At 60.5% G+C, this 16925-nt stretch carries 11 protein-coding genes and 3 pseudogenes; 5 read left to right on the top strand and 9 right to left on the bottom strand.

The window, feature by feature from the left end:
- Genes GRI72_RS13650 through GRI72_RS13640 form a run of 3 tightly spaced genes read left to right on the top strand, consistent with a single transcriptional unit; the run spans position 1 to position 4167 of the window.
- Positions 1-1128, top strand: a complete 1128-nt coding sequence (locus GRI72_RS13650) for an HlyD family secretion protein (RefSeq protein ID WP_160734469.1) — start codon at positions 1-3, stop codon at positions 1126-1128.
- Positions 1125-2696 (top strand): MDR family MFS transporter, encoded by a 1572-nt coding sequence (locus GRI72_RS13645; protein ID WP_160734468.1) that lies wholly within the window; start codon positions 1125-1127, stop codon positions 2694-2696. The genes GRI72_RS13650 and GRI72_RS13645 overlap by 4 nt, the downstream gene beginning before the upstream one ends.
- Before the next feature lie 10 nt (positions 2697-2706).
- On the top strand, positions 2707-4167 hold the full coding sequence (locus GRI72_RS13640; RefSeq protein WP_160734467.1) for an efflux transporter outer membrane subunit: 1461 nt from the start codon (positions 2707-2709) through the stop codon (positions 4165-4167).
- Here GRI72_RS13640 and GRI72_RS13635 read toward each other — a convergent pair.
- The 4 genes and pseudogenes from GRI72_RS13635 to GRI72_RS13620 all read right to left on the bottom strand — a co-directional run bounded on the left by GRI72_RS13635 (position 4097) and on the right by GRI72_RS13620 (position 7283).
- On the bottom strand, positions 4097-4591 hold the full coding sequence (locus tag GRI72_RS13635; RefSeq protein ID WP_160734466.1) for a hotdog fold thioesterase: 495 nt from the start codon (positions 4589-4591) through the stop codon (positions 4097-4099). The genes GRI72_RS13640 and GRI72_RS13635 overlap by 71 nt on opposite strands.
- Complete coding sequence (locus GRI72_RS13630; protein WP_160734465.1) at positions 4588-5493, bottom strand: alpha/beta fold hydrolase; 906 nt, start codon at positions 5491-5493, stop codon at positions 4588-4590. The genes GRI72_RS13635 and GRI72_RS13630 overlap by 4 nt, the downstream gene beginning before the upstream one ends.
- A gap of 669 nt (positions 5494-6162) precedes the next feature.
- Positions 6163-6407: pseudogene (locus GRI72_RS13625) on the bottom strand (YHS domain-containing protein); the annotation flags it as partial.
- 12 nt (positions 6408-6419) lie between these two features.
- Positions 6420-7283 (bottom strand): multicopper oxidase family protein, encoded by an 864-nt coding sequence (locus GRI72_RS13620; protein WP_238474068.1) that lies wholly within the window; start codon positions 7281-7283, stop codon positions 6420-6422.
- 69 nt (positions 7284-7352) lie between these two features.
- Here GRI72_RS13620 and GRI72_RS13615 point away from each other — a divergent pair.
- A pseudogene (locus tag GRI72_RS13615) lies at positions 7353-8715 on the top strand (IS3 family transposase).
- Positions 8716-8933: 218 nt separating this feature from the next.
- Here the strand turns inward: GRI72_RS13615 and GRI72_RS13610 are convergent.
- From GRI72_RS13610 to GRI72_RS13590, 5 genes are all read right to left on the bottom strand, one after another.
- On the bottom strand, positions 8934-9377 hold the full coding sequence (locus GRI72_RS13610) for a CBS domain-containing protein (protein ID WP_067468590.1): 444 nt from the start codon (positions 9375-9377) through the stop codon (positions 8934-8936).
- A gap of 233 nt (positions 9378-9610) precedes the next feature.
- Entirely contained in the window at positions 9611-10249 is a 639-nt protein-coding gene (locus GRI72_RS13605; protein WP_160734464.1) for a cation diffusion facilitator family transporter, read from the bottom strand.
- A 163-nt stretch (positions 10250-10412) separates the two neighbouring features.
- Positions 10413-13676: an efflux RND transporter permease subunit gene (locus GRI72_RS13600; RefSeq protein WP_160734513.1), complete on the bottom strand. Its 3264-nt coding sequence runs from the start codon at positions 13674-13676 to the stop codon at positions 10413-10415.
- A gap of 43 nt (positions 13677-13719) precedes the next feature.
- A complete protein-coding gene (locus GRI72_RS13595) occupies positions 13720-14868 on the bottom strand; it encodes an efflux RND transporter periplasmic adaptor subunit (RefSeq protein ID WP_160734463.1) in 1149 nt (382 codons plus the stop codon).
- An 11-nt stretch (positions 14869-14879) separates the two neighbouring features.
- Positions 14880-16076 carry a TolC family protein gene (locus GRI72_RS13590; protein ID WP_202389129.1) on the bottom strand — a complete coding sequence of 399 codons (1197 nt, stop codon included), beginning with the start codon at positions 16074-16076 and terminating at the stop codon, positions 14880-14882.
- Positions 16077-16115: 39 nt separating this feature from the next.
- Here GRI72_RS13590 and GRI72_RS13585 point away from each other — a divergent pair.
- Positions 16116-16925: pseudogene (locus GRI72_RS13585) on the top strand (IS3-like element ISEli1 family transposase); the annotation flags it as partial.

Raw genomic sequence — 16925 nt, 5'->3', positions numbered from 1 at the left:
ATGACCGATAACTCCAACCAACCGGAGCAGGAGGGCACAACCCCAACGAAACCGCAATCGCGTCGTGGCTTGCGCATCGTGCTAATCATCGTTGGTCTTGCCGTGCTGCTTGGCGGGATCTGGTGGTACTACCGGCACGTAACCTACGGACAGTACATGCAGTCGACCGATAACGCCTATGTCGCTGCCGACAGCGTCGTTATCTCTTCCAAGGTAGCGGGATACGTCGAAGAGGTCTTCGTGGGGGAGAACGAGCAGGTTGCTCGCGGCGGAGCCCTCGTACAACTGGATTTGCGGGATTATCAGGCGCAAGCGCAACAGGCGCGCGCGCAGATCGCTGCGACCCTGGCCGGTGCCGACACAATCCGTTCTCAGGTAGCCGAACAGGATGCAGCCATTCGCCAGGCGCGGGCCCAACTCGCCGCCGCGCGCGCAGCACTGGACCTCGCGAACGACCAGGTGGCGCGATATCGGCCCCTTGCCGCGACAGGAGCCGAACCGCGGGAAAAGCTAGACCAGTATGAGGCGCAGGCGCGGCAGGCGCGGGCCGAACTCGCCGCTGCGCAGGCGGCGGTGGCTGCCGCGACCGCTCGCCGGGGGACCCTGTTCGAGCAGATCAGCCAGACCCAGGCGCAGGCGGACGCTGCCCGCGCTCAGCTGGAAACAGCCGACCTTACGGTTGAATCGACCTTGCTGCGCGCCAGCAAGGCCGGCCGCGTCGGCGATCTCTCGGTGAGGGTGGGCCAGTTCGTGCAACCGGGTCAACGTTTGATGACGGTGGTTCCGGTGAACGCGATCTACGTGACCGCGAACTTCAAAGAAACGCAGGTCGGCCTCATCCGGGCCGGCCAGAGCGTCAGGCTCGAAGTTGACGCCCTGCCAGGCCTTGAGATCGCGGGACGAGTGGTCAGCATATCGCCGGGAACGGGCGCGGAATTTTCCATCCTCCCCCCCGAAAATGCCACCGGCAACTTTACCAAGATCGTTCAACGGATACCCGTCCGCATCGCTATCGATGCTCCCCCTGAAGTGCGGCGTCTGCTCGTTCCCGGCATGTCGGTAGTGGCTACGGTCGACACCCGGAATGCTGCCGGCGAATTGGAAGAGATCTCGAGTCGGACTCAATGACCGAGATACTGGCAGCGCAGGACACTTCGATCGGGCCGGCCGGGAGCCGAAAGAACGCAGACGTGACTGCCTGGGTCGCTGTGGCCGCGGGCGCGCTCGGCGCCATGCTCGCGACGCTGGACATATCAATCGTCAATTCCGCACTCCCCGTCATTCAGGGCGAGATCGGTGCCACAGGCGCCGAAGGCACCTGGATTGCTACGTCATTTCTCGTTGCTGAAATCGTCGTCATTCCGCTGAGCGCTTGGCTGGAACGGCTGTTCGGTCTGCGAACCCTCCTCATCATCGCGGTCAGCGCGTTCACCGCATTTTCGGTGCTATGCGGTGTAGCCACCGACCTTACGACCATGATCATTGGCCGAACGGGCCAGGGCTTCATGGGCGGAGTCCTCATTCCGACCGCAATGACTATTGTGGCTAAACGATTGCCGCCGCACCAACAGCCAATCGGAATGGCCCTGTTCGGCATGACTGTGGTTCTTGGCCCCGTGATGGGGCCATTGATCGGCGGCTGGCTGACCGAGAACCTGAGCTGGCACTATGCCTTTTTCGTCAATGTGCCAGTCTGCGCAATCCTGCTGCTCTTGCTGTTTATCGGGCTGCCTCACGAGAAGCCCAAGTGGGAATATCTCACGGACGCCGATTGGGCGGGCATTGTCGGGCTTATCTTGGGGCTGGGCGGACTTACGGTCGTCCTTGAGGAGGGCCACCGCGAGGAATGGTTTGAATCCTCTCTCATTCGCTTGCTAACGATGGTGACCATTATCGGCTTTGCCTGTTTGATTTACGGACAAGTGAAAGCACGCAAGCCGGTCTTGAAACTTCGGCTCCTGTTCAATCGACAGTTCGCCAGCGTCGCGATCATGGCGCTCGCCCTGGGCATGGTGATGTATGGTTCAACCTACGTTATCCCCCAGTTCCTCGCGATCATCTCTGACTATAATGCTTTTCAGACGGGACTGGTCATCTTCTGGATGGGTGTCCCGGCCTTTCTCCTGATGCCGGTTCTGCCCCTGATGATCCGCAAGGTGGACATCCGCATTGCCGTCGGCACCGGAATGCTGCTGATGGCGATCAGCTGCTTTGTCAGCACGAGTCTGACCGCCGAATCCGGCGGCGCTGTCTTCACTGAAAGTCAGCTTATCCGCGGGGCCGGAATGATACTTGCGATGATGTTCCTGAATCAGGCAACGGTTGCGTCGGTGGCCAAGGAAGACGCGGGCGATGCCTCGGGCATTTTCAACGCGGCCCGCAATCTCGGTGGCTCTTTCGCTCTTTCGGCACTGGCATCGTTCCAGGACCAGCGGATCTGGCATCATAGCCGGCGGATGGAAGAGACCCTGAATGCGAACAGCGTTTCGCTACAGGACTATCTCGACGGGCTGGCGCGAAACTTCGGCGGCATGGAGGGGGCGATGGCCGTCCTGAGCCGCACCCTCCAACGCGAGGCGTTCATAATGACCTACAATGATGTGTTCCTGGTTATGGGGATTCTGACCCTCGCGACGGTTCCGCTGGTCCTCTTCCTGAGGCCGCTTCCAAAAAATGTCTCCCTTTCGATGCACTGAGCCCTACACGATGCGCCACTTGCTACCTCCGATTATCACTATCGCCTTGCTAGCTGGATGCACGGCAGGGCCCGATTATGCAGGCCCCCCGGAAGTTGTGTCAGCAGACACGGGCACTCGCTTTGTGCGCGCTGGCAGTGATGTGAGCGCATCTGATCCGGTTGTCGCTCAATGGTGGCTGCTGCTCGGCGATCCCGAGTTGACGCGGCTGGTGGAGGCTGCGCTGTCCGGCAACCCTTCGCTCGCCGCAGCGCAGGCGCGCATTGCCCAGGCACGGGCATCCATCAGGCAAGACCGTGCGGGTCGAATGCCATCGCTTGGGGCACAGGCCACCACCGTGCAGGGCCGGCTTCCTGGTCTCGACATTCAAGGCGGGGCGCCCCCCCCGTCAGAGCAAACCAATTCCGACGCAGAAACCGATGACTCGCTCAGCTTTTTCAATGTGGGCCTTAACGCCAACTGGGAGCTGGAGTTCGCCGGTGGCTCGCGCAGGCGCATTGAAGCCAGCAATGCCCAAGCTGCTGCAACGGTGGCCAATGCAGAGGACGCAAAGGTCCAGTTGACTGCCCAAGTGGCCAGCACCTACGTCAATTTGCGGGAGGCCCAATTCCGCGCAGAACAATTTGAGGCGCAGATTTCGTTGCAGGAAGAGATCCTGGCGCTGACATACCAACGCTATCAGCGCGGTGCATTGCCGCTTTTCCCGGTAGGCACCGCGAATGCCGAACTGCAGATGCTCAAGTCACAACTTGCCGAAGCTGAAGCGGATATCGCAGTCCTGTCTGATGCACTCGCTATACTGACCGGACAGGTGCCGGGATCAGTTGATGCAGCGCTCACGACTGCGCATTCCATTCCCATGCCGCCAGAGCAGGTCGCGATCGGCGATCCGGCAAGCCTGGTGGCGCGTCGGCCTGACATAAGGGCGGCCGAACGGTCTCTTGCCGCGTCGACGGCGCGGATCGGGGTGGCCGAGGCGGCGCGGTTCCCGAAATTGTCCTTCACAGGGATCCTGGGCCTCGGCGGATCCTCGTTGGACGACGTTGTCGATGTCGGCGATTTCTCCGCACTCGCGATTCCGCGCCTCCAGTGGAATTTTCTGGATTTCGGCAGGGTAGACGCTGCGATCGACCAAGCCGGGGCAGCGCGCAACGAAGCAGTCGCCAATTACCAGCAGACGGTGCTTCTGGCACTGCAAGACGCCGAACGTGCCTTGGCTCGCTTCGGCCAGCAGCGTGTTGCGCTCGCTGCCAGTATGCAAATCAAGAAGCAGGCTGACGTCGCGGCAGACCTGAACCGCCAACGTTTTGCCGCAGGAGCGATCTCGAAGGCTGACCTCAACCGGGCCCTGCGAGAACAGCAGCAGGCCTCAGGAGACCTCGTCCGGGCAAGAGGCGCCCTTACGCTGTCGTGGATTGCGCTGCAGAAGTCGCTGGGCCTTGGGTGGCAAGAGCCTGTTCGAGATCAATAGTCCCGCGGCGCTGATCAATTGATCCGGTTGACGAGAAGTAAGCGCCCCTGCCGCTGGCGACCAACTTGCCGTCGGGCTCGAGAACCCGGGTTTCCGCCACCGAAATCTGTCGCCCGATCTTCACGATCTGTCCGTGAGCAGTGAGAGGTCCTGAGGTTGCAGGACGGTGGTAATCGACATGCAGATCGGCCGTCGCTCTCGCCGCGACGCCCCCGGCAAGCAGAGTATAAAGCCCGGTGAGGTCGACCAGTGAAGCCAGGACCCCTCCATGCGCCGACCCAATCATAGGGTTCGACACGATCTCTTCGCGCCATGGCATGGTGATCGAGATTGACTGGTCGGAGCATGTTGCAATCTCCAGCCCAAGCCATCGGTGAAACGGCGCGATATTCAGCATTTCCTGCAAGCGCTCTCGATCGATCATAGCTCCCTCGTCCCCTGTGGCTGAGCCGTATCGGATGAGTGATAGCGCCCTAGGAAATCGACGATAGCGGCGGAAAAGGCATCGTTCGCATCGCCCACGACCATGTGCGTGGCATCGGCAATATCGGTGTATTCTGCATGGGGGGCGAGTTGTCGCAGATGCAAAACGGCCTCTTCGGAAACAAGGTCGCTAGAGCCGCCTCGGATGAGGTGAAGCGGAAGCGTGAGATTCGCCGCAGCTTGGCTCAGCATTGCCGATTGACGTTCTTGGCTGTCTGGGTCGCCTTGTCTGGCTGACATTATATTACGGATAAACACAGGGTCCCAGTGCCAATAGAAGCGCCCATCCGGCTTCTGCCGCAGATAGCTTTTCAGACCATCGCTCGCGCCCCGCCTGGGACGATGCGGCATGTAGCGAGCGATCACGTCGGCCGCCTCCTCTGGTGAGGCGAAGCCGCTATCGACATGCTCTTCCATGAAACCAACCACGCGCATCACACCGCTGGGTTCCATAAGCGGGGCAATGTCGACCAATGTGAGCGAAGCAAAGCTACCTGGAGCAAGCTCCCCTTCGGCAATCAGTCCGGCGAGCCCGCCCAGTGAAGCGCCGACCAGCGCTGGCTTCTGGTCCAGGCGCGACGCTGCAGCGACCAGATCCGCCGCGAAGTCGCGCATTTCATAAGCTCCGCATGGCGACCAATCGCTGTCTCCGTGACCGCGCATGTCGAAGGCGATTGCGCGAAAGCCGGCTTGAGCCAGCTCGCTGACCACCCTTCTCCACGCGCGCCGTGTCTGCCCGCCGCCGTGCGCAAGAAGGACGGGTATGGCGTAGGCATCCCCCTCAGCCTCGGCTGTAAGAGAAATCGCGCCTGCGCCCTCAATCGTAAAGGTTTCTCTCGCCATCTCTGGATGGTAGGAAAGGCGCGCTAAATAGCAAACCGATTTAGTTTGTGGCTCTCGGCTCCGTGTTGACTGTCCTGCAGGGGCGTTTCAACGACGGCAAAAGTCTATGCCAAGAGGGGTTTCTCCAGACCATTCTCTAATGCACCGGCTTGCGATTCGGTCAGCAGTCGCTGTCCGCATAATCCGCTCAAAGATATAAAAGCTGCCTTTCCGCTTCCGGCCCAATCTCTGCCATTTGATCGGCCTATCCACAGGCTTCCACACGACCGGTGTAGCTGTATCCAACCTGCTCAAAATGGCACAGCCGCCAATTGCATTTCACGCAACAGCAGCTTCGCGCCCTCCATCCGGGCATTTGGGAACTAATCGCAATCGCCCGAAAGCGGACACCCTTAAGGGAGACCCGTCTTGGAGTTAGAAGCTCGAGGCGTACACTGCTTGGTGGGGGTGTTGGCGCTGCCGAAGCTGCGCTTCAACGTGATGCCGAAGTTCAGATGGCGGTTTCGCTCACGAAACTCTCTAGCGGTTGATCCGGGCACAGCTCGGAAAAAACATCAACCGTTCCCGTTGGTTTGACGTATCGAAGAGATTGTCGATATCGATTGCTATGGCTGTTCGTGGATCGGGGCGCTATTCAATAAAATACCTCTCCGAATGGCCCTCCGTTGAACGTATCTCGGGATGCATCGGGCAGGTGTAAATCATGCCGGTCGGCAAGTCCTCCACCGCGTCGAGATGCGCTCGTGAGAGATAAAGCTCGGGATCAATCTCGAATTTGTCGAGACAGCGCGATGAACAGAAATAATGCTCAGAGCCCTCGTGGCGGGCCTCTGTTTGGCGCCCTCGACCGTAACGCGCATACCGCAGACCGGATCGTTCGCTGTGCCCTTAATAACGCTGTCCTCCTTGCTCATGCGAACTCCTTTCTAGCTCTTCACCACGACGAACTGTCCCATCATGCCTGCGTCCTCATGTTCGAGAATGTGGCAGTGATACATGTAAGGCAGGTCCGGATCGTTATGTTCCGCGAAGCGCAGGAGCACGCGCACCTGCTCGCGCGGATTGACGACGACCGTATCCTTGAATCCCGTTTCCAGCGGCGGCGGCGTGCGGCCGCCGCGATCGATCACGCGAAACTGCGCATTATGGATATGAAAGGGATGGGCCATCATCGAGGCATTGGCGATCTCCCAAATCTCCCACTGGTCGACGGGCACCCGCTGGTTGATGACATTCATGTCCATGTTGGCACCATTTATAGACATCCCGCCGCCCCTCATTCCCATATCGAGCACGAACCGCCGGGTTCGCACTGCAAGTGAAGGGTTGAGTGCTGGGAGCGCGGCAAGCTGCGGCGGAAGAATCCTTCGCGGCGAGGAGCCGGCGGGCCTGATATCGAGGGCGCGGAACGGCTCGTCCATCCGGGCATCGTCGCGCCGTCGGCCCATACCGCCTCCCATCATACCGCCGCCGTCGCCTCCCATCATGCCCATCGAATTGTCCGGACTGGTCGCCACAAGGCTGAGTGGGCGCCCTTCGGAAAGATCGACGAGGATCTGCGCCCGCTCACCCGGTGCGAGCCTGAGCGAGCGGACCGCATGCGGGCGATCCAGCAAGCCGCTATCGCTCGCGATGAGCTCCATGGTCTGACCACCGGACAGCGAGAAATCGTAGAAGCGTGCGTTCGATCCATTGAGGATCCGCAAGCGTAACTGACCGGTCCGAGCGTCAAACACCGCGTTTTGCGTGCCATTGACGTAGATACGATCCCCGCTGTCCGCCGTCAGCACCAATGGCACAGATTTGAGGTTGTGATTTAAGGAGGATTTGGGCTTCGTCGTAGTGACGAAGGAACGAAGATGAAGCCCAAATCCTCCAATGCAAAATCGCCAGCCAAGGCTCCTGCGGCACAGGTGGTGAAGAACATCCGGCGCCAGACCCGCCGGCATTTCTCGGCCGAGGACAAGATCCGGATCGTGCTCGATGGCCTGCGCGGCGATGACAGCATTGCCGAGCTGTGCCGACGGGAAGGTATCGCGCAGAGCCTGTATTACACCTGGTCGAAGGAGTTCATGGAAGCCGGCAAGCGTCGCTTGGCGGGCGACACCGCCCGTGCCGCCACGACGGACGAAGTGAAGGGCCTGCGCCGCGAGGCGCGCGACCTGAAGGAATGCGTGGCCGATCTCACTATCGAGAACCGCCTGCTTAAAAAAAGCATGATCGCGGATGGGGACGACGACGCATGAGATACCCAGCATCCGAGAAGCTCGAGATCATCAGGATCGTCGAGCAGTCGCACCTGCCTGCCAAACGCACGCTGGACGGGCTCGGCATCGCCCGCCGGACCTTCTACCGCTGGTATGACCGCTACCGCGAAGGCGGGCCGGAGGCGCTGGAGGATCGGCCATCGGCGCCGAGCCGGGTATGGAACCGGATCGAGGACGATATCCGCGGCCAGATCATCGAGATGGCGCTGGAGCAGACCGAGTTGTCACCGCGCGAACTGGCCGTGCGCTTCACCGACGAGAAGCGCTACTTCGTGTCGGAAGCCACGGTCTACCGCCTGCTCAAGGCCCACGATCTGATCACCAGCCCGGCCTATGTCGTGATCAAGGCGGCCGAGGCGTTCCACACGCAGACCACACGCCCGAACGAGATGTGGCAGACCGATTTTACCTACTTCAAAATCATCGGGTGGGGCTGGATGTATCTGTCGACCGTGCTCGACGATTACTCCCGCTACATCATCGCCTGGCGCCTGTGCTCCACCATGTGCGCCAGCGACGTCACCGACTCGCTGGACCTCGCTCTTGCGGCTTCGGGCTGCGACAGCGCCACCGTGTTGCACAAGCCCAGGCTGCTCAGCGACAACGGTCCCAGTACATCGCGGGCGAGCTGGCGGAATATATCGAGGCCCAGAAGATGACCCATGTGCGCGGCGCCCCGTTCCATCCGCAAACCCAGGGCAAGATCGAACGTTGGCACCAGACCCTGAAAAACCGCATCCTTCTCGAAAACTACTTCCTGCCCGGCGATCTCGAGCAGGAGATCGAGGCGTTCGTCGAACATTACAATCACCGCCGCTACCACGAGAGCCTCGACAACGTGACACCCGCCGATACCTACCTCGGCAAGGCACCCGCCATCATCAAACAGCGCGAAAGGATCAAGCGACAGACCATCGAACATCGGCGCTTGCAGCACCGCAGGCTCGCCGCTTAATATCAACCCCAGAACGAGGCCCACACTCCGCTAATTTACGCAGCGATCTGCGCCAAATGTTCTGACGACGGACAGGATCAAGGTCAAGGTACGAATGAACTTCACCGGCCCGGGATAGTCGGGGGCGAGGCGATTGGCAAGTAACGAGCGATTGCGGACGGGGACCGATCAGATCGCCCCGTCCGCTTTAAGCGCGTAAAATAAATAGTCTTTTGCGACTAGCAGCATCCCGCCGAAGCTGGCTCCGAACTAGCTTCGGATACCTCGCGCACGAGGTCACCCGTTTCCTTCTCAGCTGCGCTTCTGGCGATATCGGCCTGCGCAACGATGCCGCAGCATTTGCCTTCGTCATCGACCACCGGAAGCCGCCGAACCTGATTGTCTTCCATCTTGGTGCAGCATTCGTCGACGCTTGCATCGGCGGTGACAGTAACAGGTGATGATGTCATCACCTCCTCAACGCGTTGGTCGGAGGAATTGCCTTTGGCAACACAGCGGCAGGCGATGTCCCTGTCGGTCACCACGCCCACCAACGCACCGGAATCATCGACAACGGGGATTTCGCCGCAATCATTATCGACCATCAATGAAGCTGCCTCTTGCACGGTGCTCGATGGACTGCAGCATGCGGGGTTAGCTGTCATTACATCTTGGGCTTTCATGGCTTATCTCCTCATTCGTAATCGAGCTTTCAATGGTGGAAACGAGGCATTCCGAGTGTTAGTTCCGCGCATGTCGGCCACCTGTGGGGCGTAGAAGCTATCCCGTTCTGAGATTTCTGTCCGGCGTCGCCTCTTATAGCGGAGGCTTGGGTTCCGACTGCATCAGCAATGTAGATAACCAAGGGTTCGCAGCCGGATGTCAAACGCGTCGCAAATATAACCACCTTGGCCGGTTATCTGCCAAATTCGTCGCCCTTGCGGTGCTCGGTACCCTCTTCGTCATGGCGATCCTTATGCGCATCTCGCAAAATGTCGATGCCGCCGTAAAGCGCGATACCCGCAACGGCGACACCCACGACAAGATCGGGCCAGTTCGCGCCGGTAAGCATGACGATGATGCCCGCAATGATGATCCCGCCGTTAGAGATGAAATCGTTGAAGCTAAAGGTCGTGGCAGCGCGCAGATTGACGTCCTTCTTCTTCATGTTCTGAAGCATTCGCAGGCAGACGAGATTCACCACGCCGGCCACCGCCGCCATCACCATCATCATGACGCCGCCCGGATCGGAGCCTTCCACAAAGCGTCGGAAAGCATCGGCGATGACGCCGCCAGCGAAGATGAGGAGCATGATACCAGAAAAGCGCGCGGCACCGCGCTTCCAGGTTCGAGAACGGGTTAGTGCCAGAAGGCTTAACAGATAGACTATCGCGTCGGACGAATTGTCCAAGCCGTTTGCAAGCAATCCGTTGGAATCAGCAAAATATCCAACAATGAAAAAACCTATAGCGATCGCCACATTGAGCCATAAAACGATCCAAAGTGTACGTCGCTTATCGGCCGAGTCGAGCTCAACTTCTCCTTCGCCGCTCATGTGGTACTCCCTCCGCTCCGGCATGAAACTTTGGCAGCAGCCGGCGTGAACCGACCCACAAAAAGGTCTTGGTCAAAACTTTCAGATGTTCCTCCGACTTGTAGTCCGGTCGATGGTTTGTCTTCGGTAATTTCCAACATTCGACGTCTCCAACTCTGTACGGTCATGTTACATTTTTTAATTCCCGCCGCTCCTCGCGCGTTACGTTGCGCCGCAGACGGTCCCACCATTTCTCGCGCCAGCTGCGCTCGTCATCAGAACGGTGCAGCACAAGCCGCGCTATTGCAGGAAGAACGAACAGCGTCAGCGCGGTTGCCGTGATCAGCCCACCGATCACCACCGTCGCCAGTGGACGTTGCACCTCGGCCCCGGTTCCGGTAGCGAGTGCCATAGGCACGAAGCCGAGCGAAGCCACCAGCGCCGTCATCAACACCGGTCGCAGACGTGCAAGCGCGCCATCGGCAATAGCTTCGTCGAGCGGCATTCCTCTCTCGAGACGCTGCCGGATCGCGGTCATCATGACGAGACCGTTGAGCACCGCCACACCTGAGAGTGCAATGAACCCGACCGCGGTAGAGACCGAGAAGGGCATGCCCCTCAGCACCAGAGCGAACACGCCTCCTGCAAGCGCCATAGGAATGGCGCTAAACACCGCGAGGGCCGGGATCCATCCGCCAAGCGCCAGATAAAGGAGCAGGAGGACCATAGCGAAACAGATGGGCACCACGATCGCAAGCCTTGCCTGTGCTTCTTGAAGGTTCTGATACTGGCCGCCCCATTCGATGAAAGATGCAGGTGGCAGATCAACCTGCGCTTCGACCCCGGCCTGTGCTTCTTGGACGAAGGACCCGAGATCGCGTTCGCGCACGTTGGCCGAGACGATCACCAGCCGCCGCCCTTGTTCACGGCGGACCTCGGCGAGGCCATCAACCACTTCGAAATCAGCCAATGTTCGCAGCGGAACCGTCACGCCGTTTTCAAGGACGATCGGGAGAGCGCCGAGCTGGTCGAAATCGTTTCGGGTGGCATCTTGCAAACGCACGACGACGTCGAACCGCCGATCGCCTTCGAACACCAGACCCGCAGGCCGTCCGCCTAGCGCAATGGCGACCGACTGAGCCACGTCTTCGACGGTTAGCCCATATCGTGCGATGACCGGACGATCGAAAGCGATGTCGAGTGTGGGAAAGCCGGTAACTTGTTGAACGCGAACGTCTGCCGCACCTTCGACCTGCCGCAAAACACCGGCCACGTCATCAGCTGCGGCTGTCAATTGCGCCAGATCGTTGCCATAGATCTTAACGGCCAGATCGCTGCGGCTACCGGCAATCAATTCGTTGAAGCGCATTTCGATAGGTTGGGTGAATTCATACAGATTTCCAACTAAACCGCCGAGCTCCTCCTCTATTTCTGATATGAGCTCTTCTTTGCTCTTGGAGGGGTCGGGCCATTCGTCCCGCGGGCGAAGTATGACGAAGGCATCCGAGATATTTGGCGGCATGGGATCGCTCGCCACTTCTGCGGTACCGGTTTTCGAAAAAACCAGTTCAACTTCAGGAAAACCAACGAGCCGGTCTTCAACCCGTCTTTGCATTTCGACCGAGCGTTCGATGGGGGTCGAAGGAATGCGGATCGACTGGACTAGGAGATCCCTTTCGTCGAGCTGTGGAGTGAATTCACTCCCCAGAAGACTAAAGGCGACAGCTGCAACCGCGAAGATGCCGAAACCGGTGCCGATAACCGGCCAAGGCCGCGCAATGGCCTTGCGAACCGCTGGGCCATAACGCTCCTTCGACCAGCGAATGGGCTTCACCTCCTTTTCGGTGAGCTTCTTGTTGAGCAGGACCGCGATCATCGCCGGAACGAAGGTCAGCGAAAGCACGAAGGCCGACGCCAGCGCGAGCATCATCGTGATCGCCATTGGCGAGAACGTCTTGCCTTCGACTCCGGTAAAAGTGAGCAGCGGGGCGAAGACGAGGAAGATGATCGCCTGCCCGTAGACGGTCGGCTTGATCATTTCCTGCGCCGCAAGGCGTGTTTCGGTGAGCCGCTCGCCCAAGGTGAGAAGTCGCCCCTCCCGGTGTTGTCGCGCCGCGAGACGTGCGACGCTGTTCTCGACAATGATCACCGCGCCATCGACGATAAGGCCGAAGTCGAGCGCTCCGAGACTCATCAGATTGCCCGACACGCCGAGCCGGTTCATACCGACCGCTGCCATCAGCATGGAGACTGGGATAACCAGTGCCGTTATGATCGCGGCGCGGATGTTGCCAAGTAGGAGGAATAGCACCGCAATGACCAGCAGCGCGCCTTCGAGCAGGTTTTTCTCGACTGTGGCTATGGTCGCATCGACAAGAGACGACCGGTTATAGACGATATCGGCCTCTACCCCCGCAGGGAGCGAGTCACGGACTTCTTCAAGTCGTTCGGCTGCCTGAGCCGATACCGTGCGGCTGTTCTCACCGCTGCGCATCAGAACCGTTCCGACCACGGCTTCTTCGCCGTTTAACGATGCGGCGCCTGTTCGCAGGTCGCCACCGATCTCGACATCGGCGACATCACCTATACGGATAGGCACACCTTCGCGGGTGGCGACGACTGCTTGCTCGATATCCGCGATCCCGCCAAGCCGCGCATCGACCCTTACAAGCAGAGCCTCGTCTGCGCGGTCGACGAAATTGGCACCGGCCGCCAGATTGGCCGCCTCGAGCGCATCGATCAGAGAGTCGAAGGACAAACCGTAGCCGGTCAAACGGGCCGGATCGGGTTGAACAAGGAATTGCTTTTCAAAGCCTCCGATTGAGTCCACCCCGGCGACGCCGTCGACTGAACGCATCAGCGGTGCGACGACCCAGTCCTGCACAGTGCGCAGATAGGCCGCCTTGGCGACATCGCTTTCGAGGCGGTCGCCACGTTCGGTGATAAAGCTGCCATCGGACTGCCAGCCTGTCCGGCCGCCAGTGGTCGCACCCTTGCCACCGGGGTGCTCATACTCGATCGTATACATCAGCACTTCGCCAAGGCCGGTGGAAATCGGCCCCATGGTGGGCTCCGCTCCCTCAGGCAGCGAAGCACCGATTGGTGCAAGACGCTCGTTTACCTGGCTCCGCGCGAAATAGAGATCGGTCCCTTCCTCGAAGATAGCGGTGACCTGGCTGAAGCCATTGCGCGAGATCGAGCGAGTCATCTCCAATCCCTCAATCCCGGCCAATCCGGTCTCGATGGGAAAAGTTACTTGCGTCTCGACCTGCGAAGGCGAGAGCGCAGGCGCGGTGGTGTTGATCTGGACCTGCGTATTGGTGATGTCAGGCACCGCATCGATCGGCAAACGCAACAAATTGAGCGCGCCGTAGATCGCAGCAAGTATGGTTAGAGCGATGATCGCCCAGCGAAAACGCACGGCGATATCCAGCACCATCCCGATCAGGCCATGGCGGTGGCTGCCCTCATCCGAAGGCGTCGATACATGATCAGTCGTCATCTTCGACGTTCTCCTTTTCGAGTTCGGCCTTCAGCAGAAAGGCATTGTCGGTCGCGATCTGTTGCCCCGGCTCAAGACCGGACAGTATCGTCACCATTCCGGCGGACCGGCTGCCTGTGGCCACTTCACGCGCCTGGAACCCGCGCTGTGTGCGCACGAAAACGACATCGCGCCCTTCGAGCACTTGCACGGCGTCCTCTGGAACCGTGATGCGGCTCTGGTCGACTTCGCCTGACGGGCGAATGCGTACCTGGAGAAACGAACCGGGCTGGAGGCCGGGAACAGCGCGTGTGAGACTGAGCACGGCGGTGGCACTGCGGCTCTCCGGATCGAGCGAAGGCGTGACCGATCGGACACGTGCGCCGATCTCGCGGCCATCCCCCACGATCACCGCGGCTTCATCGCCAGGCTGAATGCGCGCGGCATCTTCGGAAGGCAGCGCAACTTCTACCTGAAGGCCGTTCGGATTGACCACGCGGTAGAGTTCTTCACCGGCATCGACGAACGAGCCGAGCACGATCGGGGCAGCGGTGACGCGGCCCGAGAGTGGACTCGTCACCGCAAGCGAACGTCCATCACCACTTACACCCGCTGCAGCGACAGCAGCCTGCGCACGGTTCAATTCGGCACGGGCAACGTCAAGATTGGCGCGCGCCGCTTCGAGATCTTGGCGCGCTGTCACGTTAGCTTCAAAAAGACGACGCTCCCGCTCATAGGCTGCCGAAAGCTCGGTCACGCGGGCGCGGGCGGAACTAAGCTGGGAAGCGAGTGCCGCCGCATCGGCGCTTTCGATCCGTGCAACAGTCTCGCCTTTGCGGACATAGTCGCCAAGCGTCTTGCCAACGCTGCGGACGACGCCCGAAGCGCGCGCATCGATTCTTGCACTTGCGGTCGGGCTCGCCGCAACGGTCGCTGGGAAGACCAGTTCGACTGCAGCACCGGCCTGCACTGCGGCGACCTCGATCTCTGCCGTGCGGATCTGTTCTTCGTCGATCAGAACGAGGCCTTCTGGCAATTCAGTTTCGGCGGCTTCGTTTTCTGCAAGAGGATCAGCTTGATAGTCAGGCCACAGCAATAATAGCAGTGCCGCGGCGAGTATGACGATTCCGGCGACGATCGCCAGTTTTCTGCGGTTCATTGGGAGGTTCCTCATTGTGCGGCCAGCCTGATCAGTTCGGCGGCAGCTTGTCCCCGGTCTTGCTGCGCGGCGATCAACGCCTCGCGTATGGCGTCACGCGCTTCGGCTGCGCTCAACACCTCGATCAGCGGAAAGCGACCGTTGCGATACCCGATGCGAACAAGCCGCAGCGCCTCTTCAGCCTGGGGGAGTGATGTCGTGGAAAGTGTCTCGACGCGCGCTTCGGCGGCAAGATATTCGGCACGAGCGCGGGTTATGGACTGTTCGAAGTCAGCGAGCGCAACTGCCTCGCGGGCATTGGCGGCCCGCAGCCTAGCCTCGGCAGCAGCGATGTTACCCTGGTTCCGATTGCGGAAAGGAAGCGGTATCGAGACGCCGACAAGAAAGGCACTGTCGTTGCTTTCCTCAAAGCGGCGAACACCGGCGGATACGACAGGATCGGGAATGCGCAAGCTGCGCTCACGATCGATCTCGGCGGCTGCGGCGGTGCTTTCGGCTCGCGCTACTTGTAATTGCAGCCCCGTCGCCGAGGCCATTACGATGCCCGGAGGCACGATTTCGGGAAAGTCGGTCGGAACGAGCGGCGGCGCTTCCTGGTCGCTCCAAAGCGAGGCGAGCGCCGTGCGCGCCGCGAGACTGGCTGCTTGCGCCGCTTGAAGCTCGGCACGTGCTTCCGCCAGGGCCGCTTCTGCGCGCAATGCGCGTAGAGGCGGTTCGCGGCCCACTTCGACCAGCACACCGGCTATGCGGGCGAGTTCTTCGTTCCGCTCAACCACATCGCGAGCGAGTGCGACACGCGAGGCAGCCGCAACTGCCGCAACGTAGCGCTCACGAACGAGAAAGCTGAGCTCGACATCGGCGAGGTCGGCTCGCAAGCCTGCCAGCTGCGCCTGTGCCCGTGCAGCCTCCACGCGCGCGCCACGCTTGCCTCCAAGTTCGAGCTGCTGGCCGACAGCAAGCGTATATTCGGTTGCGCTGAGTCCCGAGAATGCACCACTACCGGCGATGTTCTCAACCTCGAGCGATACTTCAGGATTGGGCCGCAGCCGCGCCTGACCGACTAGCGCCTGTGCTGCCTCGGCCTCCGCCCGCGGACCGACGATGCGCGGGTTTAATTCGGGGTCTGCAGTTTCGCCGACCACGCCTGTCCGGCTCAATGCATCCTCGAGCGTCAGAAGCTCTGACGTGACCCCCTGATTTTCCTCCAAGTTGGATTAGAGTCCGGCCCTGACAGAAGGACGGACGAGATGAAGAGAACGAGGTTTTCAGAAGAGCAGATCATCGGCGTGCTCAAGGAGGCGGAGGCGGGAGCGAAGACCGCCGACCTGGCCCGGCGACACGGGGTTTCGGAAGCGACGATCTACAACTGGAAGTCGAAGTATGGCGGGCTGGAGGTATCCGATGCCCGGCGGCTCAAGGAGCTGGAGAGCGAGAACGCCAAGCTCAAGCGGTTGCTGGCCGATGCGATGTTGGACAAGGCTGCGCTGAAGGATCTTCTGGCAAAAAAGTTCTGACGCCCGCCGCGCAGCGGGAAGCTGTCGCTCATCTTCAGGCATGCCACGGGATGAGCGAGCGGCGGGCGTGCCGTGTCATCGATGCCGATCGCAAGAGCGTGCGTTACCGTTCCACCCGGGACGATGATGCCGGTCTGCGAGAGAAGCTGCGGGAGCTGGCCAACCAGCGTCGCCGGTTCGGCTATCGCCGTCTGCATATCCTGCTGCGTCGGGAGGGGATCATGATCAACCGGAAGAAGACCCAGAGGCTCTACAAGGAGGAAGGCTTGGCGGTGAGGCGTCGACGCAGCCGCAGGCGCGCAGTCGGCACGAGGGCACCTGCTCCGGTGCTCGCCTTACCGAACCAGCGCTGGAGCCTCGACTTCGTTCACGATCAGATGGCGTCTGGCAGGCGGTTCCGCGTGCTCAACGTCGTCGATGACGTGACGAGGGAGTGTCTCGCAGCGGTGCCGGATACCTCGATCTCTGGTCGCCGTGTCGTTCGCGAGCTGACCGAGCTGATCGCCCAGCGTGGCAAGCCCGGCATGATCGTCAGCGACAACG

The sequence above is a fragment of the Pelagerythrobacter marinus genome (assembly GCF_009827515.1).
In the GTDB taxonomy this organism is placed as follows: domain Bacteria; phylum Pseudomonadota; class Alphaproteobacteria; order Sphingomonadales; family Sphingomonadaceae; genus Pelagerythrobacter; species Pelagerythrobacter marinus.
This window is presented reverse-complemented; position numbering and strand designations above follow the sequence as displayed.

Bases quoted from the DNA above. Each gene is read 5' to 3' on its own strand.
- GRI72_RS13605 (WP_160734464.1), bottom strand. From the start codon at position 10,249: ATGAGCGGCGAAGGAGAAGTTGAGCTCGACTCGGCCGATAAGCGACGT.
- GRI72_RS13650 (WP_160734469.1), top strand. From the start codon at position 1: ATGACCGATAACTCCAACCAACCGGAGCAGGAGGGCACAACCCCAACG.
- GRI72_RS13635 (WP_160734466.1), bottom strand. From the start codon at position 4,591: ATGATCGATCGAGAGCGCTTGCAGGAAATGCTGAATATCGCGCCGTTT.
- GRI72_RS13630 (WP_160734465.1), bottom strand. From the start codon at position 5,493: ATGGCGAGAGAAACCTTTACGATTGAGGGCGCAGGCGCGATTTCTCTT.
- GRI72_RS13610 (WP_067468590.1), bottom strand. From the start codon at position 9,377: ATGAAAGCCCAAGATGTAATGACAGCTAACCCCGCATGCTGCAGTCCA.
- GRI72_RS13595 (WP_160734463.1), bottom strand. From the start codon at position 14,868: ATGAACCGCAGAAAACTGGCGATCGTCGCCGGAATCGTCATACTCGCC.
- GRI72_RS13645 (WP_160734468.1), top strand. From the start codon at position 1,125: ATGACCGAGATACTGGCAGCGCAGGACACTTCGATCGGGCCGGCCGGG.
- GRI72_RS13640 (WP_160734467.1), top strand. From the start codon at position 2,707: ATGCGCCACTTGCTACCTCCGATTATCACTATCGCCTTGCTAGCTGGA.